The organism is Pseudomonas sp. PS02290 (genome assembly GCF_029960075.1).
Taxonomy (GTDB): Bacteria; Pseudomonadota; Gammaproteobacteria; order Pseudomonadales; family Pseudomonadaceae; genus Aquipseudomonas.
In genome coordinates, this window is the sequence record NZ_JASCOY010000029.1 from 1 (window position 1) to 23,962 (window position 23,962).

A 23,962-nucleotide genomic window follows, 5' to 3' on the forward strand; every position below is an offset into this window, starting at 1 on the left:
TTAGCGCGGGCCGCGGGTGCCACGCGGCGGGGGGGGCCAACCCCCCGCGCGCCGGGCGGTGATCAGGCCGATTTGTTCTGCAGTGCCTTGATCAACACGTCTGCCGCAGGACCGGACGAAGCAGGGTTCTGGCCGGTGATCAGCAGACCATCGGTGAGGACGTACGAGCCCCAGTCCGGACCTTTGGAGTAGACGCCGCCCAGTGATTTCAGCTCGTCTTCCACCAGGAAAGGCACCACGTTGGTCAGGCCGACGGCTTCTTCCTCGCTGTTGGCAAAGCCGGTGACCTTCTTGCCTTTAACCAGCGGCGTGCCGTCGACGTTCTTCACGTGGCGCAGCACGCCAGGGGCGTGACATACGACAGCGACGGGCTTGTTGGCGGCGATGAACGATTCGATGAGTTGGACGGAGTGTTTGTCTTCAGCCAGATCCCACAGCGGGCCATGGCCGCCTGGGTAGAACACAGCGTCGAAATCTGCCTGGGACACGCTGTCCAGGCGGACAGTATTTGCGAGCAGGGCTTTGGCGGTTTCGTCTTTCTCGAAGCGACGGGTCAGGTCGGTCTGGAAGTCAGGCTCATTGCTCTTCGGGTCCAGCGGAGGCTGACCGCCTTGTGGCGAAGCCAGTACGATTTCGGCGTTGATGTCGCTGAACGCATAGTAGGGCGCGGCCAGTTCTTCCAGCCAGAAGCCGGTAGGACGGCCGGTGTTGCCGAGGGTGTCGTGGGAAGTCAGAACCATTAGAACTTTCATCGGGTATTTCCTTTTCGATTAGGTTTGAGACTGCCGAGCAGCCAAAAGGTAAAGCGTCATTCACTTGGATTAATAGACTAGTCGTCTAGTTCAGCGGCAAAACGAAATTCACTTGGCGGCTTTTATGATCAGGTCAGCCACGGCCTTGGGATAGGCCAGCATCGCAACATGGCTTGAAGGGACTTCGATGGAATCGGCGTGCAGGCGCTGCACCTGATCGCGCTGCAGTTGTGGCGAGATGATTTGGTCATGGGTAGCCACGACAAAGTAGGAAGGAACCTTGTGCCAGGCAGCGTGGGGAATTGGCTGGCTCAGCGCTTTGATGTTCAGCGCGCCTTGGGTCGCGGCGACGAGTTTCTGTTCGGCGCGGGGCAGATCAGGGGCGAAGAATTTGGCGACGCCTTCGTCGCTGACTTTCACGTAGCCGTCTGCATCTTTGACGAAGGAGGCCTGGCCGGGCATGTCGGGATAGCCTTTAACGGCATCGAATACTGACTGGCCATCATCCGGGGCGTAAGCGGCGACGTAGACCAGCGAGCGGACTTTGTCGTTGACGCCAGCGTCGGTGATGACCGCGCCAGCCCAGGAGTGACCCACCAGAACCACCGGGCCTGGAGCAGCGGCAATGGCGCGGTTGATGACAGCGACATCGCCTTCCAGGGAATCCAGCGGGTTCTGCACTGCCACCACATTGAGGCCGGCTTTTTCCAGCAGCGGAATCACTTTGTTCCAGGAGGAGCCGTCGGCGAAAGCGCCGTGGACCAGCACTACAGTCTTGGCGGTCAGGGGAGCGGCAGGGCGGTCTTGGGCTGACGCGAATCCAGCGGCGGCGAGCAATGTCACGGCAGTGGCGAGAGCGGTGATCGTTGTTCTGGTTTTCATCACGTCAGTCCTTGTGGTGGCGGGTTAATGTGGGTACACCTTACCTCTGAGTAGACCAGTCGTCTAGAGGTATTTTCAAATTATTTCAGGAGCCCTTTTTGACGTGCTTGGCAGTGGAGGCGGCGAAGGTATAAAGCCGGTCTGGAGAGACCGGCAGGCGCTATGCAGAAGAGGAACGAAGACAAAGAGAGCGGCGGGACATTGCGGGGCGCTGATCAGGTCAGGCGCAGAATCACGCGCGTGGTTGCCATGGCTGTTTCGAAGGGCGCGAGGCTTCTTTCGATCTTGACCATCACGCTGGCGCCGACCCAAAGCTGGTACAGGCTTTGCGCAACGGCGTAAGGGTTCTCGCAGGCGGGCAGCGAGCCGTCGGCAATGCCAGCCTCAATCGCGCTGCCGAGCCGGTCGGTAATCCCGGCCGTGCCGCGCTTGAGCACGGCGCGCATGGTTTCCGACAGATCGGCCACTTCAACGCCGAGCTTCACGGCGAGGCACTTGCCCTGGCATTCCTGGAACGACTGGGTGTCTTGCCAGACCCGCCAGTAACTCATCAGGCGCTCGCCCATGGGCAGGCCGGGCTCGCCGAGGATGCGATCAATATCCGCGAGGTAGTCGTCGAAGTAGTGCTCAAGCAACGCCTCGCCGAAGGCATCCTTGGAACCGAAGTAATGATAGAAGGAGCCTTTCGGCACGCCCGCCGCGGCCAGAATTTCGTTCAGGCCTACGCCGGAATACCCCTTGGCGGCCATGATGCGTTGGCCGACGTCGAGGATTCCTTGACGGACATCAGATGAACCACGTGTTTGGGGAGTATTCATGGCTCGGAGAATACATCCTAGTAAGTCGGTCTACTAGCGGATTCTGATGGACGATGTTGTCGTGTGTCGGCGGGGCCCGGCTCGACACGACAGCTTTAAGCCCCATCGCCGTCGTGTCGCTGCGGTTATAAAGCGCGCCTGCCCGCTAAACCTGATCCACCGCTTCAGGCACCCCCTGATCTTCGCCCAGAAACCCGCCGCTCTGGTGATGCCACAGCCGCGCGTACGTGCCGTTCTTGCTGAGCAGTTCAGAGTGGGTGCCTTGTTCGATGATGCGCCCGTCGTCCATCACGATGAGCCGGTCCATGGCCGCAATGGTCGACAGCCGGTGGGCGATGGCAATGACGGTTTTGCCTTTCATCATTTCGTCGAGGCTTTCCTGAATCGCCACTTCGACTTCCGAATCCAGGGCGCTGGTGGCTTCGTCCAGCAGCAGGATCGGCGCGTTCTTCAGCATCACGCGAGCAATGGCGACCCGTTGGCGCTGGCCGCCCGACAGCTTGATGCCGCGCTCACCCACCAGCGTGTCGTAGCCGCTGTGACCATGCTTGTCGCTGAGCTGGCTGATGAAGCCGTCGGCCTGGGCGTTGGCCGCAGCGGTGTGGATTTCCTCATCGGTGGCATCAGGTCGGCCATACGCGATGTTGTCGCGAATGGACCGATGCAGCAGCGACGTATCTTGCGTGACCATGCCGATGGCGCTGCGCAGGCTGTCTTGCGTGACCTGCCTGATGTTCTGCCCATCGATGCGAATCTCGCCGCTGTCCACGTCATAGAAGCGCAGCAGCAGATTGATCAGCGTGGATTTGCCGGCGCCTGAACGTCCGACCAGCCCGATCTTCTCGCCGGGGCGGATGGCGAGATTCAAACCCTCCAGCACCTGACGCTCGCCGTTGTAGTTGAAGCTGACGTTGTCAAAGGTCACGGCGCCGCCGGTGGTCTTCAACACGGCTGCATCCGGCGCGTCCTGCACTTTAGGGCCCTGAGTCAGGGTCGCCATGCCGTCCTGCACCGTGCCGATGTTCTCGAACAGCGAGGTCATCTGCCACATGATCCAGTGGGACATGCCATTGATGCGCAGCGCCATGGCGGTAATCGCGGCCACCGCGCCGGTGCCGACGTCACCCTGATGCCACAGCCACAGGGCATAACCGCCTGCGCCCAGAATCAGCGCGACAACCAGTGCCTGATTGACGATCTCGAACTGGCTCACCAGACGCATCTGGCGAAAGCCGGTCTGCTTGAAGTCCTCCATCGCCGCACGCGCAAACTGCGCTTCGCGTTTGGAGTGGGAGAACAGTTTCACCGTGGTGATGTTGGTGTAGGCATCGGAGATCCGCCCGGTCATCGACGACCGCGCGTTGGCCTGCTCCTGACCGACTTTGCCCAGGCGCGGCACGAAGTACAGCATGGCCAGGCCGAACAATACGATCCAGGCCATGAACGGCAGCATCAGCTTCAAGGCGAAGCCGCCGGCCAGCGCGATGATCGCAATGAAATAAACGCCGATGCCGGGCGCGATTTCGATCAGGGTGAACAGCACGTCCCGCACCGCCAGCGCGGTCTGCATCACCTTGGTGGTGACCCGACCGGAGAACTCGTCGGAGAAGAACGACAGGCTTTGCCGCAGCATCAGTCGGTGAAAATCCCAGCGCAGCCGCAGCGGCAGGTTGATCGCCAGCACCTGGTGCTGAACCATCGTGCGCATGGCCACCAGCCCGATGCTGATCACCAGCACAATGCCGATGCCCCACAGCGCTCGACTTTCCTCGCCCGCGGTGGCGCCGCCGTCCTTCCAGGTCGAGAGCAGATCGACCACTTGCCCGAGGAACGAGAAGAGCCAGGCTTCGTAAAGCGATACACAGGCGCTGAGCACCGCAAGGGCGAGGATATAGCCACGCGCTCCACGGGTGCAGGCCCACAGAAAACGCGTCAGACCTACGGGTGGCGGCGGTGCTTCGTCAGGTGGGAAGGGGTCGAGCCGTCGTTCAAATACGCGCAGCATGAGGGTCTCCAAAACTGTCCAGTGGCGCAGATTCTGCCATTGAATGGCTAACTTGAGGGTTCGAGGCTTTCGCGGGTGGGTCGTTCCGCCCGATTGCGAGACGGTCTCGCGGCGTCCGGAACGCCAACATGATGGTTGAAGATCCGCAGTCGGTGACTGCCGGTAAGTGATCGCTCAACAGATCCCGTGCTAACTTCCCGGCCGTTTTCTATCATGCGGACCTTCCGTCCGTACGCGCATTCAGGTCCACCGACATGACACACATCTCCGAACGCCTTCTGGTCCAAGCGCACCTGGACGCCAAACAGCCCAAAACCCTGAGCCCGGAAGAGGAGGCTGAGTACCGCCGTTTGATCGCCGCCGAGCTCAAGGCTCAGGACGCTGTGCTGGTCGCTCACTACTACTGCGATCCGGTGATTCAGGCGCTGGCGGAAGAAACCGGCGGTTGCGTTTCGGATTCTCTGGAAATGGCGCGATTCGGCAAAAACCATCCGGCGAAAACCGTTTTGGTGGCCGGGGTGCGTTTCATGGGTGAAACCGCAAAAATTCTCACTCCCGAAAAACGCATTCTGATGCCAACCCTTGAGGCTACCTGCTCGCTGGACCTTGGTTGCCCGGTCGACGAGTTCGCTGCGTTCTGCGATCAGCATCCCGAGCGTACCGTGGTGGTTTACGCCAATACCTCAGCCGCTGTAAAAGCCCGTGCTGATTGGGTGGTGACGTCCAGCTGTGCGTTGGAGATCGTCGAAAGCCTGATGGACAACGGCGAGAAAATCATCTGGGCGCCCGACAAGCATCTGGGCCGTTACATCCAGCGCGAGACCGGGGCCGACATGCTGTTGTGGGACGGCGCCTGCATCGTGCACGAGGAATTCAAGTCCCGGCAGCTTGAGGACATGAAAGCGTTGTACCCGGACGCTGCCATTCTGGTGCACCCGGAGTCCCCCGAGTCGGTCATCGATCTGGCTGACGCCGTGGGCTCCACCAGCCAGTTGATCAAGGCCGCACAAACGCTGCCGAACACCACCTTCATCGTCGCCACCGATCGCGGCATCTTCTACAAGATGCAGCAGCTGTGCCCGGACAAGGTCTTCATTGAGGCACCGACCGCAGGTAATGGCGCCGCATGCCGCAGTTGCGCCCATTGCCCGTGGATGGCGATGAACACGCTGGCGCGCACGCTTCAGTGTTTGCGCGAAGGTACCAACGAAATCTTCGTCGACCCTGCGGTTATCCCTCATGCCGTTCGGCCGTTGCAGCGCATGCTCGACTTTACCCAGGCGGCACGGATGAAGAGCTCTGGTAACGCCTGATTCACAGCGGCAAGCGGCAAGCCTCAAGCCGATTTGCTGCATTCCATCTTGCATCTTATGGCTTGCCGCTTGGAGCTGACCGTAGCTCACCTCAATTCATCATGTCCTTCACCGCCCGCTCCTGAGCAATGATTTCCTGCTGCCGCGCCTCGATGCGTGAGGCCAGCTGGAAGTTGTTGTTCGCCCGTCGCTTGGCAAATTCAAGCTGTTGAATCGCCTGCTTGAAATCGCCCATCAGCGCGAAGTATTCGGCACGGGCCTGGTGCAGGCCGATGGTGTTGCCCGACAAACCACGGGTATCCGCCACCTGATTCCAGATGTCCGGATCGTCCGGGCGGCTCTTCAACAGAATCTCCAGAGACTTCAGCGCTTCCGGCGCCTTGGACTGCTTGAGCAGGACGTCGACTTTCGCCTGATTGAGCGGGTAGTTGTCCGGGTACAGGTTCAACATCCGGTCCACCCGCTGTTGAGCGTCGGGCAGGCGATTGTTGGAGATGTCCAGATTCACGGCGGCGAGGTTGTAGGGAATGTTGTCCGGCGCTTTGTCGAGCAAGGGCTTCAGCGTCTCGCGGCCCTCATTCAACTGACCCGCTTTGGTCTGCGCCAGTGCCAGACCGTAGCGAGCCGCATCGTTTTTCGGGTTCTCGGCCAGTTGCGCACGGAAACGCTTGGCCGCCATGCCCGGGGTTTCTTCGTATATCAGCACGGTGCGTGCGCGCATCAGTTGATACGCAGGGCTGTCTTCCTTGCCGCCGGGCTTGGCTTGCTCGGCGCGGTTGCGCGTGTCGGCAATACGGGATTCGGTCACCGGGTGGCTCATCAGGAATTCCGGTGGCTTGGCGTCATAGCGATACTGGCGCGCCAAGCGCTCGAACATGGTGGGCATGTTGCGCGGGTCGTAGCCGGCCTTTTCAAGATTGAGAATGCCGATGCGGTCGGCTTCTGCTTCGTTTTGCCGGGAGAACCGCGCCTGCTCCTGAATCGCGGCGGCCTGGGTGCCGGCAATCGCGGCAATCCCCGCATCCCCCGCGCCCGCTGCGGCCATGACAATACCGGCGAGCATCGCCGCCATCACCGGCACTTGCATGCGCTGCTGCGCCTGCACGCCCCTGGCGAAGTGCCGTTGCGACAAGTGAGCCAATTCGTGGGCGAGGACCGCGGCGTATTCGCCTTCGGTCTCGGCATGGAGGAACAACCCGCCGTTGACTCCGATGATCCCGCCGGGCGCTGCGAAGGCGTTGATCTCCGGCGTGTTGATCAGGATGAATTCGAGCCGGCGGTCCTGCACCTGGCTGGTTTCGGCCAGCCGGTAGACCGAGGACTCGACGAAGTCCTTGAGCAACGGGTCGGACAGCTGCGCCACTTCAGAGCGCAGCAGCCCGAGCCAGGCACGCCCCAAGTCATATTCTTGCTGGGGAGAAACGATGGATGAACTCGCGTCGCCGAGGGAGGGCAGGTCATCTTCTGCGAAGCTCGGCGCTGCCAGCAGGCATGCGAGGGTCAGCAGCGTGGGGCGCAAAAAATTCATGCACGAAACTCTGGGGCAGAAAGGCGCCACTGTAGCTGGCTCGATGGCTTGCTGACCAGAGTGGGGTATTCTGGAAAACTTGTAAGAATGCTCTTCCGCCTGACTGCTTTTATGCGAGGGCGGATGTGTCTATCCGGAGAGAAACGATGTCTGACGCTGTAGGACACCCCGCACCCTGCGATGCAGAGCTCGACGCCAGCGGCCTCAACTGCCCGCTTCCCTTGCTCAAGGCCAAGATGGAACTCAACCGTCTGGCCAGCGGCGCGGTCCTCAAAGTGACGGCCACCGATGCAGGCTCGCAGCGCGACTTCCGTACCTTCGCAAAACTGGCCGGGCACGCGCTGCTGCACGAAGAAAACGCTGACGGCATTTATCGGTATTGGCTACGCAAGGCCTGAGCGTTTCTGACCCCTCGCAACCCTCCTAGGATTCTTGATGTTCAAAGTGCTTCGCGACTGGATACAGCGCTACTTTTCCGACGAGGAAGCGGTAGTGCTGGCAGTGCTGTTGGTTCTCGGATTTACCGTTGTTCTCACCCTCGGCGGCATGCTTGCCCCGGTGCTGGCCGGACTGGTGCTCGCCTTTCTGATGCAGGGGTTGGTCAACCTGCTTGAACGCCTGCGGGTCCCGGAAGGTGGCGCAGTTGGACTGGTCTTCGCTTTATTCATGGGGGCGCTGGCGCTGTTTTTGCTGGTTCTGGTCCCACTGCTGTGGCGACAGCTCATCACCTTGTTCAACGAATTGCCCGGCATGCTCGCCAAATGGCAGTCGTTGCTGTTGCTGCTGCCGGAGCGTTATCCGCATCTGGTGTCGGACGAACAGGTCCTGCAGGCGATAGAAGTGGCGCGCGGCGAGGTCGGAAAGTTCGGGCAATGGGCGCTGACGTTTTCCCTGTCCAGCTTGCCGCTGTTGGTCAACATGATGATCTACCTGGTGCTGGTGCCGATTCTGGTGTTCTTCTTCCTCAAGGATCGTCGGATGATCAGCCGTTGGGCGAGGGGCTATCTGCCCCGTGAACGTACGCTGATTACCCATGTGGCCGAGGAAATGAATCGGCAGATCGCCAACTACATTCGCGGCAAGGTCATTGAGATCTTCATCTGTGGCGGGGTGACGTACATCGCCTTCGTGACCATGGGGCTGAATTACTCGGCGTTGCTGGCGATGCTGGTGGGGATTTCGGTGGTCGTGCCGTACGTGGGCGCAGTCGTGGTGACAGTGCCGGTGGCGTTCATCGCGCTGTTCCAGTGGGGCTGGAGCGATCAGTTCATCTATCTGATGGTGGTCCACGGCATTATCCAGACCCTGGACGGCAATGTGCTGGTGCCGCTGCTGTTCTCCCAGACCGTGAGCCTGCACCCGGTCGCGATCATCTGCGCCGTGCTGTTGTTCGGAGGGCTATGGGGGTTCTGGGGGATTTTCTTTGCGATTCCGCTGGCGACTCTATTCAAGGCCGTACTGGATGCGTGGCCTCGGAACGAACCGACGGTGGCGCCTTTGTTATAGGCGTTGCCTCGCTTTTTGTAGGAGTGAGCTTGCTCGCGATCGGCGTCGTCATGGTCAACCTACGATGACTAAACGGCCCCCGATCGCGGGCAAGCTCAGGACTACATGATGGTGATCAAGCCTTGTTCAGCGCCTGAGCTGCTTCAAGCACCGCCGCCACATGCCCCGGCACTTTCACGCCGCGCCATTCCTTGCGCAGCACGCCGTCCTTGTCGATCAGGAAGGTGCTGCGGTCGACGCCCAGGTATTCCTTGCCGTACAGCTTTTTCAGCTTGATCACATCGAACAGCTGGCACAGCGATTCATCTTTGTCCGAAATCAGCTCGAACGGGAATTCCTGCTTGGCCTTGAAGTTCTCGTGGGATTTCAGGCTGTCCCGCGAAACCCCGAACACCACCGTGTTGGCGGCCGTGAAGTCGGCGTGATGATCACGGAATCCCTGGCCCTGGGTGGTGCAACCCGGGGTGCTGTCTTTCGGATAGAAATAAAGAACGACTTGCTGACCTTTGAGCGCCGACAGGCTGACCGCCTGTTCGCTCGTGGCCTGCACCTGAAAGTCGGCAACCGCTTGGTCGAGTTCTACAGCCATTCGAGACTCCTTACATCGGTGCTTGAGGGCGCCATGGTTCGATCAGCGCATCGAGGTTGAGTGCGTCGGCGAAGTCCAGGAACTGGTCACGCAGCCAGCTGATCTGGGTACCGGCCGGCAATGTCACGGTGAACGTCGCGTTGAGCATGGTGCCGCCGGTCTGTGGGGCCTGATAGGTGTCGCAGATCAGGTTTTCCAGCTCGACGTTGTGGTCGATGAAGAACTGGCACAGCTCGTTGATGATGTCCGGGCGATACGCCGAACTGACGTACGCCACGTAAGGCAGGGCTTCCGGACGGTTTTCCAGCGAAGCACTGCGCACCACATTGACGGTGAAGGCGTGTTTCTTCGCCAGGTTGGGCAGGCCGGTTTCCAGACGCGCCAGGGCGTCCCAGCTGCCGGAGATCTGCAGGATCAGCGCGCTGCACTCACCGTGGCGAGTGAGGCGAGAGCTGACGACCGAGCAACGGCTTTCGTTACTGGCGCGGCACAGGACGTTGGTCAGCTCCATTGGGTTGGCGCCAAGGGCACTGATGACAAGGAATTGTTCGCGAACTGTGGGGATGGATGACATGCAGCATTCCTAAACGATGAGCGGTCGGTACGCAGCAGGCCTGTGCCGGCGGGCTCGACGGACGAAGGCATCGTGATGTCGCCCCGACCCGCAGCCGTCAATCGCGGCCATGAGCCTGTCATGGCGCGCGATAACGACGCAGGGCGGGGTAAGTGACGACAAAATCGAGCAGTCGAACGAGCCGGGCAGATGACCCGTACCGATCAAAGACCGAAGGGTAGCGAAAACCGGCGCCGAGGGGAATGCTCGCCTTGTGCAAGGATCATGGCGCCAGTACCATTACCGCTCTCTTTTTCCGGCAGGAGCGGTTTGCATGATTGCGGGCAGTATGGTGGCACTGGTCACACCCATGGATGCACAAGGTCGTCTCGACTGGGACAGCCTGAGCAAACTGGTGGACTTTCACCTGCAAGAGGGCACCAACGCCATTGTTGCCGTCGGCACCACCGGTGAATCCGCGACGCTCGACGTCAACGAGCACATCGAAGTCATCCGCCGCGTGGTTCAGCAGGTCGCTGGCCGCATTCCGGTCATCGCCGGCACGGGCGCCAACTCCACCCGCGAGGCGGTCGAACTGACCACCAACGCCAAGAACGCCGGTGCCGATGCCTGCCTGCTGGTCACCCCGTACTACAACAAGCCGACTCAGGAAGGCTTGTACCAGCACTTCAAACACATCGCCGAAGCCGTCGACATCCCGCAGATTCTGTATAACGTGCCGGGCCGTACCGCCTGCGACATGTCAGCCGAAACCGTTATCCGCCTGTCGACAGTCAAAAACATCATCGCGATCAAGGAAGCCACCGGAGACCTGCAGCGCGCCAAGGATATTCTTGCCGGCGTGAGCAGCGACTTCCTGGTCTATTCCGGCGATGACGCAACTGCCGTCGAGCTGATGTTGCTCGGTGGCAAAGGCAATATCTCGGTCACCGCCAACGTCGCGCCGCGCGCCATGGCCGACCTGTGCAAAGCCGCGATGGCCGGTGATGCCGACACCGCCCGCAAAATCCATGAAAAACTGATGCCGCTGAACAAGACACTGTTCATCGAATCGAACCCTATTCCCGTGAAATGGGCCCTGCATGAGATGGGTTTGATGCCAGACGGTATTCGTCTGCCGCTCACCTGGCTCAGCGAGTCCTGCCGCGAGCCGCTGCGTCAGGCCCTGCGCCAGTCCGGTGTATTGGTCTAATGAGGAAGCATTACGCAATGAAGCGACTGGCCGGACTTTCCGCACTAGCCTTGATTATCTCCAGCACCAGCGGTTGCAGCTGGCTTTTTGGCCAGGACGGTTACTTCCGCGATCGCAGCAGCGATTACCTGGAAGCGACCCAGAAGCCGCTGATGCAAATGCCCGAGGGCGTTCAGGAAGTCAAACGACTGGACCCGTTGCTGCCGATCCCGCGCAACGTCGCCGACGACACCCAGAAGGGTGAATTCACCGTGCCGCGTCCGCAACCTCTGACTACTGCTCAGGACTCCGGGGACTACACGCTGCAGAAGAGCGGCGACAACCGCTGGATTCTTGCCCAGCGCGCACCGGCCGAAGTCTGGCCTGTGGCGCATCAGTACTTTGAAGACAACGGTTTCCGCATCGCCGAAGATCGTCCGCAGACCGGTGAATTCAACACCACCTGGCAGCGCATGGACGAGTTGTCGGCATCGGTTGCCAAGCGCATGGGTTCGAGTGGCGATGCTGCCAACACCGAGACCCGCGTGCGCGTTCGTATCGAGCCGGGCGTGCAGCGCAACACCAGTGAAATCTATGTGGTCAGCGTGCAACGTCCGGCCGGCAGCCGCGATGACCCTGCCTTCCCGTCGCGCAGCACCAACGTTGGCCTCGACTCCGTGCTGACCGATGACATGCTGGCGAGCCTGACCCGCACTGCCGAGAAGGGCGGTTCGGTGTCCCTGCTGGCGGCGCGTGATTTCGACACCCCAAGCCGAGTTTCCCTCAGCGAAGACGGCAGCGGCAACCCGGTGCTGAACCTGGGCGCGGATCTGGATCGCGCGTGGTCGAGCGTCGGTCGTGCGCTTAACCAGGGCGACTGGCGCGTTGAGGACATCAACCGCAGCCTGGGTCTTTACTACATCAACCTGGCGGAAAAAGCCGACAAGCCTGAAAACAAGCCTGGCTTCCTCAGTCGCGTATTCGGCAGTGAAGAGTCCAAGGAAGAGAAGGAGGCCCGCGCCGAGCGGTATCAGGTTCGCCTGAGCAAGGTCGGCGAGAACGTTCAGGTCACGGTCGAGAAGAACATCAACACCGTTGCGCCGACTGAAGTCGCTCGTCGTGTGTTGAGCGTCATTCAGGACAACCTGGGTTAAGTGCGCTTCGCGGTTCTGGGCAGCGGCAGTCGCGGCAATGCCACGCTGGTCGCGAGCAACGACACGTACGTGCTGGTCGATTGCGGTTTCTCCCTGCGAGAAACCGAACGACGGCTCGACAGGCTGGGCGTCAGCGGCAAGCAGCTGAGCGCCATTCTAGTGACCCACGAACATGCCGATCATGTGCATGGCGTGGGTTTGCTGTCTCGGCGCTACGATGTGCCGGTGTATCTCAGTGACGGCACGCTGCGCGGCATGCGCAAGCCGGTTGAAGCAGGGCTTCGGCTGGTGGGCGGGCAGGGTCTGCGCATTGGTGGTCTGGGCATCGACGTGGTGTCGGTGGCTCACGATGCGCTGGAGCCCACGCAGTTCGTGTTTAACGACGGGCGACGACGCTTCGGCCTGTTGACCGACCTTGGCTCGTATTGCCCGACGGTGCTCGACAGCTACCGCGGGCTCGATGCGCTCATGGTCGAGTCCAATCACTGTCGCGATCTGCTTGCCCGGGGTCAGTACCCGTACTTTCTCAAGCAGCGGGTGGGCGGAGATCACGGTCATTTGAACAATCATCAGGCCGCCAGTCTGGTGAACGAGTTGGGATGGCAGGATCTGCAGCACCTGGTGCTGGCCCATTTGAGCAGCAAGAACAACCTGCCGCATCTGGCCCGGCAATGTTTTGTCGACACCCTTGGGTGCGACGAGGACTGGCTACAATTGGCCGATCAGGATTCAGGGCTCGACTGGCGCGAAATCGCCTAGCGTCCCAAACGGGCGACTCGCCCCCCACTATTCAGCAAGACTCAGCAAGCGGAGCCCATCATGGAAAAACGTGAAGAACTCTACCGCGGCAAAGCCAAGTCGGTTTACAAGACCGATGACGCTGACCGCTTGATCCTGGTGTTCCGCAACGACACCTCGGCGTTCGATGGCAAGCGCATCGAACAACTCGACCGCAAAGGCATGGTGAACAACAAGTTCAACGCCTTCATCATGCAGAAGCTCGAAGCCGCCGGCATTCCGACCCAGTTCGACAAACTGCTGGGCGACAACGAAGTGCTGGTCAAGAAGCTCGACATGATCCCGGTCGAATGCGTCGTGCGTAACTACGCCGCCGGCAGCCTGGTCAAGCGCCTGGGCGTAGAAGAGGGCATGAAGCTCAACCCTTACACGTTCGAGCTGTTCCTGAAGGACGACGCCAAAGGCGACCCGTTCATCAACGACTCCCACGTCGTCGCGTTCGGTTGGGGCACCGCCGAGCAACTGGTTCGCATGAAAGAGCTGTCCCTGAAGGTCAACGAAGTCCTGAGCAAACTGTTCGACGACGCCGGCCTGCTGCTGGTCGACTTCAAGCTTGAATTCGGCGTCTTCAGCGACGGCTCGATCGTCCTGGGCGACGAGTTCAGCCCGGACGGCTGCCGCCTGTGGGACAAAGAAACCCGCAAGAAAATGGACAAGGACCGCTTCCGTCAGGGCCTCGGTGATGTCATCGAAGCCTACGAAGAAGTCGCCCAGCGTCTCGGCGTACCGCTCTGATCCAACGCTTCAAGCGGAAAACGCTGCAAGCATCTGAAAGAACGCGAAAAAATCCTTAAAAAGGGTTCGCGTTCCTCGAACGAACTGTTATGATGCGCGCCGTTGGAGAGATGCCGGAGTGGCCGAACGGGACGGATTCGAAATCCGTTGTACTGGCGACAGTACCTAGGGTTCAAATCCCTATCTCTCCGCCATTATTTGAAAAGCCTCGTAAGTCACTGATTTACGGGGCTTTTTTGTGCCGGATCACTTTTCGCTTTGCCCACTTGGATTGCCCACTCTACCTGACCTGATCGCATGGGCGAGATCAAGTGAATATCAGATGTCAACCCTAAATGTTGACAAAATGCCCCAAATAAGCGTATGTTTCTACCTCGCCACAACGGCGACAAAACATCCAGCACGGCGACACGCCGAAGGAAGTGACCAACACAACGAACTGACAAAGGAGAACCCGCCTGTGAACGACCACGCCTACGTAATCTTCCACAAATCCCTCATGCACGCCTCGCACTGGATATCACGAGATACCGGCGAGTTGATCGCACTTACGCCCATGCAAAAAATTCTGTGGCTGCACATCAAAGACCGACACGATTTCTTCACTGGCCTTGGCAAATCTTGGTTCGAGAGTCACGAGGCTATAGGTGAGGCTGTCAATTGCAGTCGCGATACCGTGATCACCTTCATGCAAGCACTGGAGCAGCACGGATATCTTGAGGTGGCTCGTCGCACTGTACGCGGAAGCCAACTGCAGAACACATACGTCATCCTTGCTGATCTGAAGGTTACACACGTGCCCAAGCAGGCAAAGGCAGCGCGTGTAGCTGCAGCGGCGCCAGTGACAACGCCAGTTCAAGTGACGGCAGCAGCGCCAGTGGCACCGAAGCTACCGGTGAGCACGTCGCCTCACTCTGACTTTGAAGACGATCCATTCGCCAACGTGTCGGTTCTTCCTACCCGTGAGGCGGCGTAGCGTGTGGGTTCAACCCATGCACGAGTCGGAAACACCTACACGCCACGAGTAGGAATTTTACTGCTGTCGTGTAGGAGAAACCCACTGTAGTAAGAAAGAGTAATAACAAAGAGAGAGTAAGAAAGATTAGTAACGTGGTGCCTTCAGGAGCTTTGCACGGTCAAGCTGTAGATCACCAGCAAGGGCAAGGCAAGAGCTGGATTGAGGATTCATTGTCATTGGTCGAGGTGCATCAGGAATGACAGTGGTGAGGCCGCTGGCCTGAGTGGGATTGTCTGAGTGGCGAGTGAATCGCCGGGCGTCAGAATGCAATCGCCGCTGGCGTGCTCCAGACCAAGGACTGTTGTTCGTACAAGGTGTTGCCGTTACTGGCGCGGCAAGAGATAAACCGTAGCGCCTGAAAACCGCAAACGCTAATCTCTGGCAGACCAGCGGAGGGCGATCGCATGATGATAATGAACGTCAAAAATCCAGAGCAATATCTGTATCACTACACCAGCGCCCCAACGGCGATTGATTACATCCTGAAAAATCAGACGTTGCTCTTGAGTCCCTACACCAGCACCAACGACCCCAAAGAGAGCAAGCAGTGGCTTTTCGATTTCATATCGTATGTAGACGATTCCGACCTAGCAGCACAGAACCGCGATGAGCTATCTGAATGGCTCTCTGGGGCGCTGAAGCGAGACACTCGCCTTATCTGCTTCTCACGTGATACCCCACCTCTAACCGGCAACCACCTCACCGACATCTTCAATCGTGGATATTGCAAACCTCGGATGTGGGCGCAGTATGGCGACAAGCACAAGGGCGTATGCCTCGTGTTCGACAGCGAGCGCTTACAGGAACAGATACGTGGTCAATTGCTCGCCCATGCACAGCTAATGAGGGGAGCAGTGCAGTACCAGAACCGGGGCATCGAGGGCGAAATTTACGACGACCATGCGTTCACTATCAATATCGACGAGTTGAAGCAGCATGGAAGAGAGAACTACCCGATGGTTCATCTCAAGCATCACCACCACAGGCTCTTCTTTGAAAAGATGAGCGACTGGCAAGCGGAGGATGAATTCCGTTGGATTGCTTTCTCAAAGTCGCCCGAGCCCCTCTACCTTAGCTATGGCGATGCACTGGTGGGGGTCATGTTTGGGGATGATACCTCCGATAAGCACAAGCGTGAGGTGGCATTGCTCACGAGTGGTAAAGGCGTCGAGCTACGCTCACTCCAGTGGAAAAACCACAGTCCTTGGTATGATTTCGGACGCAGCCATTACCACTGACGCTAGATTCTGGCCCCCGTTATTCAGACCTTGCATGGGGATCGGAGTCGCTCTGTGTGCAAAGCTGGCGAGAATAAGCACTGCCCTGGCACCGAGACTGGCGACAGATCATCGCCCTACCTGCTGAATACACCGCCCAAAGGGTAGTTGAAGCACTGCATAAACTAACTACAGTGCCTCCATTGTCCCGATTCAGATTGTTCAGCGTACGAACTGACAGTCTTCGGACATGGGCGTCTTCGCAATGTCGCCTCTGCCCGTGCAAGCCAAGGTAACGCGACTGCCCTTTTGTAGCTGTGCGATGGCTGGGTCCTTGGCATTCTCGAATGAAAACTGAGGCTCCATAAACTGGTTCACGCCACCTTGGAGTGTTACGTAAGGACGGCCACGGAAGTCGGTGTTGATAGAACTTACAGTGCCAGTCACCTTGTAAGCCTTACCCTTGAACTGCTGGTCAGCTGCTACAGTGTTGCGGTCGTAAGCAGCCGCAAGCTGAGCCGCTGTGAATGTGCTCAAAGATGCGAGCCTTGCCGCACGTTCATCTTCCCGGCTGATAGTTGGCTTTGATGGAACAGAAGCGGTGGTGTCGGATGGGCTCTTATCTCGCGCACCCAGAAAAACGAATATCGACAGCGCGAGCCATGTCAGACCGCATATCCGTGCTGCGATGCTGTAACCCCGGCCCAATAAGAACCAACCAAACAGCCACGGTAAGAAGAATATTCCCAAAGCAAAACCGACACCGACTTTCTTAGTCTCGTCAGGGGTACGCGCGATTTGGGGCGGAGCGACTGGAGCACCGCAATGGGGGCAGGCGGCAGCAGAATCACTTACCTGTTTCGAGCATTCTTTGCACTCGATGAGGGCCATCATCGTTCCTTGATATGAGTATAGGGACCGCATGGTGGCACAATGCAGTAATGGCCCACAACGACTGGCAGAGTGTTTGACTGAAAACCAAGGAGGCGCTGGAAGTAGTGGTGCATGAGAGTCGAGAGCGTGCGACTGGAGCACTTGACGGCCAGGAACAGGATCAGCCTGCACCAGTGGCGTTCGATCTGAGGTGAGAGCCCGCCAACGTGTAGTAGCTTGCCGACAGCAACGGTTAGAATCCGCGATCACTTTTGAGGATGTGGCAGGATGAAAGCAGGGATCGGGATCATTGCAGTAGTTGGCGTCTTAGCTTCTAGCGCCGCATTGGCTGACGGCAATAAATTCATTGTCGAATGCAAGCAGGCCGTAGCGGCGATTGACGCTCCTGAGTGGCCCCAAGGGTCGAGTAGGATAGGATTCGGCCATTGTCTGGGAGTAGTGGAAGGCGTCATGAACACTATGTTCTATATGAACAAGCGTCTCGACCCAGAAGTGCAAGTCTGCTGGCCTGAAGAATCACTCACGAATGCTCAGGCAGCGAGAATTGTGGTGAAGTATCTTGACGACAATCCTGCCCTACTGACGCAAGACAGCACGGTCCTGACCATTAAGGCATTCATGCAAGCGTTCCCCTGCAAGTGAGGTAGGCCCGTTTTCTGGCGATTTCTAATTTCCGGCTGCGGACGGTGAGCACATTCGATGGCGGTTGACTGTGCTGGCTGGAAAGTAAGCCCTGATGCTGGCGGCAGATTTTCATCCTATCGGCTTAACACAGCACGCAGGGGGCCATCGGCTTTCACCGCTTTCTTAGAATAACCCCTAACGGCTCTGCTGGCCTCGCTGGCGGCGTGTGCTCACTGCTGAGGGGCTGGGTCACACCTTCCGCCAAGAACAGATACGACAAAGCCCACCAGCGAGGTAGGCTTATGTACAGCGAGTACGATCAGACCTTGTTCCAGTGACGCTTGACGGTAGCAATGCCAACATCAAGCTCAGCAGCAACCTGAGCCTGTGTCATGTCTCTTGCCTTAAGGCGCTGCACCGATGCTGTGGTATCAGTTGCTTCAGGGCGTCCCAGCTTCTTGCCCTCAGCCTTGGCACGAGTGAGCCCCTGTTGAGTGCGCTCTATCAACAAGTCACGTTCGAATTCAGCTACAGCCCCCAGCACTTGCATGGTCATCTTGCCTGCTGCACTGGTGAGGTCTACACCGCCAAGGGCGAGGCAATGAACGCGAATGCCACCTTCATCAAGACGCTCAACTGTCTGACGTACGTCCATGGCATTACGGCCCAAGCGGTCGAGCTTGGTAACGATCAGCACGTCTCCTGATTCCATGCGGTCCATTAGCTTTTGGAATCCGGGACGTTCGCTGGCGGCAATGCTGCCTGAAATGGTTTCCTGCACTACCCGACTCGCCTGCACGTCGAACCCTGCGGCTTTAACTTCCTGCAACTGGTTCTCGGTGAACTGGTTTGATGTAGAGACTCGTGCGTAGAGGAAGGTGCGGGACATGGCGGGGAAACTCCTTGGTATCGTTTAACGTAGTACCAGTGTACAAAGGTATCGATAAATCAATAAGCCTATTTTTTTGATACCTAATACCGTCTATCAGAGAAGGATCGTTTAACGGTCGATTGTTGATACCAGACCAATGGACCAGACTCATCTAGGTGGCATATTGCTATATTCCATGCGCCACAATCCAATGGCGACCATGAGGAGCTGTATATGTTTACCGATATCAACCCGGGACCAAAGCCGAAACGTGACGACGGCAAAGATGATCGCCGTCACCATGTAAACCCGGAAACAAAACCTAAGCACCCAACATTGCCGGTCCACAAGCCGAGCAAGTGATTTTGTGACATGGCTTAGAGGGGACTGTTAGCACGGAGCACTGTGGGGGCGCTACACATGAGACCTCTCTCAAGGCGGGGCACAGAGAGGATTTAGTAGTGCCCTGCGGTCACGGCAACGGCTATCACTCGTCCATGTAGAGGTCGCTTGCGATCTCTCGACCTGACGGCGTCAGTCGCACTTCTATGTACTCGTCACCATCTCCGTCAGAAGCGTCCACACCCGCTGCGTAACCCTTCGCGATCAATTGCCGAAGCGTGTGCACGTCCTCGCCTCTCACAACAGGCTGACCTGCATGGATGGCGAGCAGAAGCTTGATTTCGACAGATAGCAGTTCCATTAGGCGTTCCTCATGCGGAAAACCTTGAGTCTGGCCTAGTTGGAGCGCTTTTCCCGTTTCGAAACGTCCGGAAACTATCTTTCAACGCGCCCGGTTTGACCTGAGATAAGCACAGCCCACGCCGTTACCGGGCTACAGGCGTGCAACAGCTTCTACAGTCGTCGACGTGGCCCGCCGTAACAGGGCTTCTGATCCTATTTCGTGGGGATTTTGGGGGATTAAATCGAATTATCTGCACACGTTGTCCCAAGACGTGAAGCGCCACATACTGCGAAGTCACCACGCGAATGGAGAGCACTGTGGACCTTGCATCAATTCCGGCTGCATCATTACTGGCACTGGCCGTCTCCTTGTTCGCGCTACTGCGTACAGAGCGTGTGCAAAACAGGTCGAGGGCAAACGAACTCTACCTGCTAAGGCAAAACCTATTACTCAAGGCCGAGGCTGCACGTTCAGAGTGGTACAAGCTGGATCGGGAAACCGATACGTTGGCCCATCGTCTCTCCCTCAACAACGACTTGAATCCTGAGCTTCGAGAGATCACGTCCAACTTCCTCCGAGATCGGCAAGAGTTCTTCCGCCAATGCATTGCGGAGGCATCTGCTTTTGCTGAGCATGCACATACGAATCGTGACCGCTACACCGAGAAGGAATGTCGGGAGCGACTTACTGCCGTTGAAGTTAGCCTCGAAAAGCTGAAACGGAATCAGGGCGAGGCAGAGCGTAGGTTTAACCAGCTCATGGAAACCGCAGCAGCCCATTCTTGCGACCGTTCTAGGACCTAGCCATGACGATACCGCAGATTGAAACCGGAAAACGGCACGACGAGCCGATGAACTTCTCGCTGATAATCCCGCTTCCGGCATCAACGCCATACGGCAATTTGCAGCTCAAACACATCACGATCATGAGCCGACTCGACGAGGCGAATCGCCAAATTGGAATTGCATACGCCGAATGGGACAAGTTCACGGCTCAACGAACGAGGCCGGGGGTGGAGCTTACGAACGCTTTTGAGCTGCACAGGTTTGCGATGGAATACGCGACGACCCAACTTCGCCGCGTTGCAGATGAGTTCATCGCTCTTCTGTGGTGCCTCGATACCTACCGCCAACAAGGACAATACCCGGAGCGGATAGAGATTGATTCCATCGGAACGATGTTCAGAAAAAAAGACTATCCGGGCCCGGAAAGCGTGCTCCAGCCCCACCACAATATGCTTCGTGCGTTGAACGACATCAGCAATGCTAAGAAGCACTCTTTTATCGACTCAGACGTCACTGTCGCTGGCGCAGATGAACCTGCGATATCTGCTTTGACTCAGAAACACGGTGCCCAAGTCAGCGAGCCGAAATTTTACATTGTTCCGTTGTCACGACTGGTATCTGACTACAACCCTTTCCTGCATGACTGTAATGGTTGGCTTAGAGCTTATGCTGCTACTCCTGCCCCTGCTGCCCCAGACTTTTCCGCATGGACTAGTTAGTCCCATGGGAGCGGATCAATCTCACACGGCACCCTGTGACCTTGTATCAGCGCTGGCGCTACGTCTGGCACATATCCATCAAGCTCATCGGCAAAGCTGGTGAACGCCTTCAGCACTCGAACTGGGGCCACTGGCGTGGTGAACCTGATCGGGGCGTATGGTGGGATACGTTCGCCATGTTCGACGATGTAGAACGCTTCCTGCACATCATCTACAGACCTTCCGTGTAACACGTCGAACAACGCTTGAAGCTCGTCTTCGCTGACCAATGGTCTGCTTGCGAACGTGATCAGGTGTTCCGGCACCAGCTTGGTGATCAAGCGGGCAATACCTGCAAGGTCTGGCCTGTACGCTGTGTGCCGCTCCAGTTCAAGCATGAGCACACGAAGCGGCGACATGTTCTGCGATTTAACCTTGTACCCTGTCGGCTGCTTCCCCTGAACCTCTGCCTTAAGGGCGTTCAACAACTTGCCACTCATGGTGTCGATGGTTCCAAGATGGGCGCGGTGATCAGGGTTAGATGGGTCAAGGTTGTCATGCAGCCACGATAGGGTTTTGTGGCGCTGAGTGGCCTGAATCTTCCCGGCTCGTACGGCTTCGGAAACGATGCTCTCGCCCAGGAACTTGATGGCACGCTCAATGGTGGCCTTTCGGCTTGATCCTTTCTCAACGCTGAAGCGTGGGTGAAGGTCTACGCGGGAAATGCTAAGGCCGTGGCCGTAATGCTTGGTGCCGTGGGCACGGTTGAGAGCTTGGGGAGCTACCACCAAGTTTGCAGGGTGAAGCAGGCCTATAGTGTGCTTGGCCTTCACAGCACAGATGTGGCTGACCTCAAAGAAGCCGGGCTGTGAAATCGTGATGTCGCCGTATCTATTGGCCTTTAGTGACAGCTTGTAGACGGTGTGAAGCTCTACCAGTGATTCAACTGTGTGGCCTGTGAGAATCTGCAAGGTGCCTGCTCGTTCACACTCACCAGCGATCCAGTAGAGGAACCCACTATTGGTGGCACGATAGGTGTAGGACACCAGGCGTTTTAGCTTGGTGGCTTCTTGTCGGCAGACTATGTTGCAGTAGGCTTTAACGGCAGAGGTGGTGCGGAACTGGGTCTTGCAGTGTTTGCAGCGGGGGCGGCGGATTGCCTTATTGGTTGTTGCGGGTGTTACTGACTTCATTAAAGGCTCCCTCAGGGTAAGCGTGATTTGATTTCTTGGCGGTTGGGTTCTCCACCGTTGCCGCATGGCGGCAGGATGGCGAGCAGAACGGTTTGAATTTGCTGGTGCAGAACACATGGCCGCATTGGCGGCAGGCTAGAGTCTTCATGCTGTGAACACCTCGTATGGGATTGCTGGGTTGCCATCTGGGTGGGTGACGATCCAACGGCGTAGGCCGTAGCGGTTCATCACTTCCCTGACGGTGTAACGCTTGCGGGTTGTGCCGCACAAAGTAAGAGCGGCAGACATCGCCGCTGATTGGGTTGTGAACTGGTATGGCGTTGCCATAGATGCTCTCTCCTGTAAGGGGTAATGTTGTGTGCTCGGGCACACGAGTTTGAGTCATTAAAAGTGGCTACAGCCCTTATGGGATATGGCTTTGCGGCGTAATCCATCTTGCAGATGAATCTACTAAGGGCGTCTTACTTCTCTCGAAGCGGGTAGATGCCGTACAGGCCGCCAAGCGTTTCCTGCACTTGTGATTCGGTGTGTCCGTACAGTACCCCGACATGTATCTCACGTTGGGCGATTGGTATTGCGTGGGCAACGCCGTCACCGTATATAGCGGCGAGATAGTCGGCACATGCCCGTTCAAGTTCCGGTTGCAGGGCGATTTGACCGTAAGGAACAGCGCGCCTGCTATCACCGATGAACATCAGTTTGTACCGCCGAAAGAATGCTTCACGGATGGCGCTGCGTACTCTTGTAGTAGCTCGTCCACTTCAGTCTTGAACTTGAGTGTACTAACCCCTTCGAATACCACCTCGCCGCACTGGAATAACTTGCGTTGTTTGCCCTTGGCTATAAACGCGAAGACGTAATTGGTAATCGCAGGAGTGCCAGAAACCATAATAGTGATGAATGCACCACATCGGAACCACACGACTTTGTGTTGTGCACTGATGCCAAGCTTTTTAAGGTCGGCACGAAACGCACTGAAGATTCGTTTTGGTGATGTGTTATCGGTGGAAACGGTGAAGATGGCGTGACGTTGAAACTCCTTACTTGTTACATCGCTGATGCGAGCCAGCAATTGAATCGGTACTACATGTTCCTTCATTTGCTCTCCTTTGCCATGTTCACTTTCAGTTGCTGTTCGAGGATTTCTATGCTGAGGTGTGGATAGCCCTGAGCCTTCATTACAGCGATTCTCTGTGCGAGTGTTAGCGTAGTTGCCTGCTTGTTGAGTTCGACGCTCACAGGAGCTTGTAGAGGCTCCTGTGCAGGTTCAATAAGTAGAGGGTTCTTCGGATCGTACTTCTCAAGAAGTAGCCGCATGGTCGCACTGATCATTACTTGCCTCCTGCGAGTGAAGCAGCAACTTCTGCACGTACGGCTTCACGCTCTGCCTGTTCGGCAGCAGCTTGTTCTTGAGCACGTAGGCGTCGAGCTAGAGCTATCTGTTGTTCGGTTACTCGTTCAATCTCAGCGTTTCGTTGAGCCTCAAGTTCAGCACTATAATCAGCTTCAACTTCTTTATTGATTGCAGCGATTTCCTTTTCTCGTACTGGCTCAGGTTTCAAAAGGTGCACGACTGTATACCCGCCAAGCGATACACCCATGACACCCGGTGCAACACTTACGAAGCTGACGCCCATAGCCTCTGGGATGCTCCAGCCAGTGCTTAGCTTGTCGTGAAAGTCTTGAAAGGCTTCGGCTACGCGTCCAAAGTCAAATGACAGAATTGCTGCTTTGCCATCATCGAGCTGATGCAAACATGTACTGGCATTGTAGGCTTTGACGGCGGCAGCTTGGCGCAGCTTCAGTTGTTCTTTGTCAATGGTGAATCTTGGTGTTGGGTTCATTTTTTGTTCCTCTTAGTTTAGTTGGATTTGTGCCGGATGAATTGCCGGTATAAATCGAAGACTCCGAATCGTTGAGCCTGCAAGGCGCTGGCTGCTGATGATATCGGACAGCTCGGCACGACTGATATTTGTCTGCTGTTCTCGTCCATCGTCATAAACGATGTGTACGGGGAGTTGGCTTTCAGATGTGGGATCATCACTACGGGTACGCAGTTTGTGATTAGCGACTCTACAAACTGTCGAGCAAAACTTCGCATGTTGACCTTGCGGGCGTAGCTGGAAGGGCGTGCCACATCGGGCACAGTTTC

General features: G+C 57.4%; 27 protein-coding genes and 1 tRNA gene. 14 read left to right on the plus strand and 14 right to left on the minus strand.

What is annotated here, in order from left to right; translation table 11 throughout:
• Window positions 1–62: 62 nt before the first annotated feature.
• From QMX88_RS14685 to QMX88_RS14700, 4 genes are all read right to left on the minus strand, one after another.
• Complete coding sequence (locus QMX88_RS14685; RefSeq protein WP_282370489.1) at window positions 63–752, minus strand: type 1 glutamine amidotransferase domain-containing protein; 690 nt, start codon at window positions 750–752, stop codon at window positions 63–65.
• 108 nt (window positions 753–860) lie between these two features.
• Window positions 861–1,634, minus strand: a complete 774-nt coding sequence (locus QMX88_RS14690; protein ID WP_282370491.1) for an alpha/beta fold hydrolase — start codon at window positions 1,632–1,634, stop codon at window positions 861–863.
• Window positions 1,635–1,849: 215 nt separating this feature from the next.
• Window positions 1,850–2,452 (minus strand): TetR/AcrR family transcriptional regulator, encoded by a 603-nt coding sequence (locus tag QMX88_RS14695; RefSeq protein ID WP_192170874.1) that lies wholly within the window; start codon window positions 2,450–2,452, stop codon window positions 1,850–1,852.
• A gap of 145 nt (window positions 2,453–2,597) precedes the next feature.
• Entirely contained in the window at window positions 2,598–4,457 is a 1,860-nt protein-coding gene (locus QMX88_RS14700; protein WP_282370493.1) for an ABC transporter ATP-binding protein, read from the minus strand.
• Window positions 4,458–4,711: 254 nt separating this feature from the next.
• Here QMX88_RS14700 and nadA point away from each other — a divergent pair, with 254 nt between their 5' ends.
• Window positions 4,712–5,770 (plus strand): quinolinate synthase NadA, encoded by a 1,059-nt coding sequence (nadA, locus tag QMX88_RS14705; RefSeq protein WP_192170876.1) that lies wholly within the window; start codon window positions 4,712–4,714, stop codon window positions 5,768–5,770.
• Window positions 5,771–5,861: 91 nt separating this feature from the next.
• Here the strand turns inward: nadA and QMX88_RS14710 are convergent, their stop codons facing one another.
• Window positions 5,862–7,298, minus strand: a complete 1,437-nt coding sequence (locus QMX88_RS14710; protein ID WP_282370495.1) for a M48 family metalloprotease — start codon at window positions 7,296–7,298, stop codon at window positions 5,862–5,864.
• 146 nt (window positions 7,299–7,444) lie between these two features.
• Between QMX88_RS14710 and QMX88_RS14715 the strand changes: the two genes are divergently transcribed.
• Together QMX88_RS14715 and QMX88_RS14720 are read left to right on the plus strand one after the other, a co-directional pair.
• Window positions 7,445–7,696, plus strand: a complete 252-nt coding sequence (locus tag QMX88_RS14715) for a sulfurtransferase TusA family protein (RefSeq protein WP_282370497.1) — start codon at window positions 7,445–7,447, stop codon at window positions 7,694–7,696.
• Window positions 7,697–7,733: 37 nt separating this feature from the next.
• Window positions 7,734–8,804 (plus strand): AI-2E family transporter, encoded by a 1,071-nt coding sequence (locus QMX88_RS14720; protein WP_133772851.1) that lies wholly within the window; start codon window positions 7,734–7,736, stop codon window positions 8,802–8,804.
• A gap of 115 nt (window positions 8,805–8,919) precedes the next feature.
• Here QMX88_RS14720 and QMX88_RS14725 read toward each other — a convergent pair whose 3' ends face one another.
• On the minus strand, window positions 8,920–9,393 hold the full coding sequence (locus QMX88_RS14725; protein WP_282370500.1) for a peroxiredoxin: 474 nt from the start codon (window positions 9,391–9,393) through the stop codon (window positions 8,920–8,922).
• Window positions 9,394–9,403: 10 nt separating this feature from the next.
• Window positions 9,404–9,967 (minus strand): glycine cleavage system protein R, encoded by a 564-nt coding sequence (locus QMX88_RS14730; RefSeq protein WP_037014004.1) that lies wholly within the window; start codon window positions 9,965–9,967, stop codon window positions 9,404–9,406.
• A gap of 313 nt (window positions 9,968–10,280) precedes the next feature.
• Here QMX88_RS14730 and dapA point away from each other — a divergent pair, with 313 nt between their 5' ends.
• The 7 genes from dapA to QMX88_RS14765 all read left to right on the plus strand — a co-directional run bounded on the left by dapA (window position 10,281) and on the right by QMX88_RS14765 (window position 16,081).
• Complete coding sequence (gene dapA / locus QMX88_RS14735; protein ID WP_282370503.1) at window positions 10,281–11,159, plus strand: 4-hydroxy-tetrahydrodipicolinate synthase; 879 nt, start codon at window positions 10,281–10,283, stop codon at window positions 11,157–11,159.
• 17 nt (window positions 11,160–11,176) lie between these two features.
• Window positions 11,177–12,292 carry an outer membrane protein assembly factor BamC gene (bamC, locus tag QMX88_RS14740; RefSeq protein WP_282370505.1) on the plus strand — a complete coding sequence of 372 codons (1,116 nt, stop codon included), beginning with the start codon at window positions 11,177–11,179 and terminating at the stop codon, window positions 12,290–12,292.
• A complete protein-coding gene (locus QMX88_RS14745) occupies window positions 12,293–13,051 on the plus strand; it encodes an MBL fold metallo-hydrolase (RefSeq protein WP_192170881.1) in 759 nt (252 codons plus the stop codon).
• Window positions 13,052–13,111: 60 nt separating this feature from the next.
• Window positions 13,112–13,825 carry a phosphoribosylaminoimidazolesuccinocarboxamide synthase gene (gene purC / locus QMX88_RS14750; protein WP_192170882.1) on the plus strand — a complete coding sequence of 238 codons (714 nt, stop codon included), beginning with the start codon at window positions 13,112–13,114 and terminating at the stop codon, window positions 13,823–13,825.
• A 104-nt stretch (window positions 13,826–13,929) separates the two neighbouring features.
• Window positions 13,930–14,019, plus strand: a tRNA-Ser gene (locus QMX88_RS14755).
• A 266-nt stretch (window positions 14,020–14,285) separates the two neighbouring features.
• Window positions 14,286–14,801 (plus strand): DUF6945 domain-containing protein, encoded by a 516-nt coding sequence (locus QMX88_RS14760; protein WP_282370511.1) that lies wholly within the window; start codon window positions 14,286–14,288, stop codon window positions 14,799–14,801.
• Window positions 14,802–15,256: 455 nt separating this feature from the next.
• Window positions 15,257–16,081, plus strand: a complete 825-nt coding sequence (locus QMX88_RS14765) for a DUF2971 domain-containing protein (RefSeq protein ID WP_282370513.1) — start codon at window positions 15,257–15,259, stop codon at window positions 16,079–16,081.
• 201 nt (window positions 16,082–16,282) lie between these two features.
• Here QMX88_RS14765 and QMX88_RS14770 read toward each other — a convergent pair whose 3' ends face one another.
• Entirely contained in the window at window positions 16,283–16,951 is a 669-nt protein-coding gene (locus QMX88_RS14770) for an OB-fold protein (RefSeq protein ID WP_282370516.1), read from the minus strand.
• Between the two features lie 270 nt (window positions 16,952–17,221).
• On the opposite strand from QMX88_RS14770, the gene QMX88_RS14775 reads away from it, so the two are divergent.
• Window positions 17,222–17,596: a Rap1a/Tai family immunity protein gene (locus tag QMX88_RS14775; RefSeq protein WP_282370518.1), complete on the plus strand. Its 375-nt coding sequence runs from the start codon at window positions 17,222–17,224 to the stop codon at window positions 17,594–17,596.
• 301 nt (window positions 17,597–17,897) lie between these two features.
• Here QMX88_RS14775 and QMX88_RS14780 read toward each other — a convergent pair whose 3' ends face one another.
• Window positions 17,898–18,467, minus strand: coding sequence for a recombinase family protein (locus tag QMX88_RS14780; RefSeq protein WP_282370519.1), 570 nt, complete (start codon window positions 18,465–18,467; stop codon window positions 17,898–17,900).
• A 216-nt stretch (window positions 18,468–18,683) separates the two neighbouring features.
• Between QMX88_RS14780 and QMX88_RS14785 the strand changes: the two genes are divergently transcribed.
• On the plus strand, window positions 18,684–18,812 hold the full coding sequence (locus tag QMX88_RS14785; protein WP_282370520.1) for a hypothetical protein: 129 nt from the start codon (window positions 18,684–18,686) through the stop codon (window positions 18,810–18,812).
• Between the two features lie 124 nt (window positions 18,813–18,936).
• Here QMX88_RS14785 and QMX88_RS14790 read toward each other — a convergent pair whose 3' ends face one another.
• Window positions 18,937–19,152 (minus strand): hypothetical protein, encoded by a 216-nt coding sequence (locus tag QMX88_RS14790; protein WP_282370521.1) that lies wholly within the window; start codon window positions 19,150–19,152, stop codon window positions 18,937–18,939.
• Window positions 19,153–19,451: 299 nt separating this feature from the next.
• Here QMX88_RS14790 and QMX88_RS14795 point away from each other — a divergent pair, with 299 nt between their 5' ends.
• A complete protein-coding gene (locus tag QMX88_RS14795; RefSeq protein ID WP_282370523.1) occupies window positions 19,452–19,937 on the plus strand; it encodes a hypothetical protein in 486 nt (161 codons plus the stop codon).
• 2 nt (window positions 19,938–19,939) lie between these two features.
• Window positions 19,940–20,638 carry a hypothetical protein gene (locus QMX88_RS14800; RefSeq protein WP_282370524.1) on the plus strand — a complete coding sequence of 233 codons (699 nt, stop codon included), beginning with the start codon at window positions 19,940–19,942 and terminating at the stop codon, window positions 20,636–20,638.
• Here the strand turns inward: QMX88_RS14800 and QMX88_RS14805 are convergent.
• From QMX88_RS14805 to QMX88_RS14820, 4 genes are all read right to left on the minus strand, one after another.
• Window positions 20,635–21,810: a hypothetical protein gene (locus QMX88_RS14805; protein ID WP_282370526.1), complete on the minus strand. Its 1,176-nt coding sequence runs from the start codon at window positions 21,808–21,810 to the stop codon at window positions 20,635–20,637. The two genes, QMX88_RS14800 and QMX88_RS14805, sit on opposite strands and share 4 nt — an antisense overlap.
• Window positions 21,811–22,504: 694 nt before the next feature.
• Complete coding sequence (locus tag QMX88_RS14810) at window positions 22,505–22,909, minus strand: hypothetical protein (RefSeq protein ID WP_282370528.1); 405 nt, start codon at window positions 22,907–22,909, stop codon at window positions 22,505–22,507.
• Complete coding sequence (locus QMX88_RS14815) at window positions 22,906–23,142, minus strand: hypothetical protein (protein WP_282370530.1); 237 nt, start codon at window positions 23,140–23,142, stop codon at window positions 22,906–22,908. Before QMX88_RS14815 ends, QMX88_RS14810 begins: the two co-directional genes overlap by 4 nt.
• A complete protein-coding gene (locus QMX88_RS14820) occupies window positions 23,142–23,654 on the minus strand; it encodes a hypothetical protein (protein WP_282370532.1) in 513 nt (170 codons plus the stop codon). Before QMX88_RS14820 ends, QMX88_RS14815 begins: the two co-directional genes overlap by 1 nt.
• Window positions 23,655–23,962 lie beyond the last annotated feature (308 nt).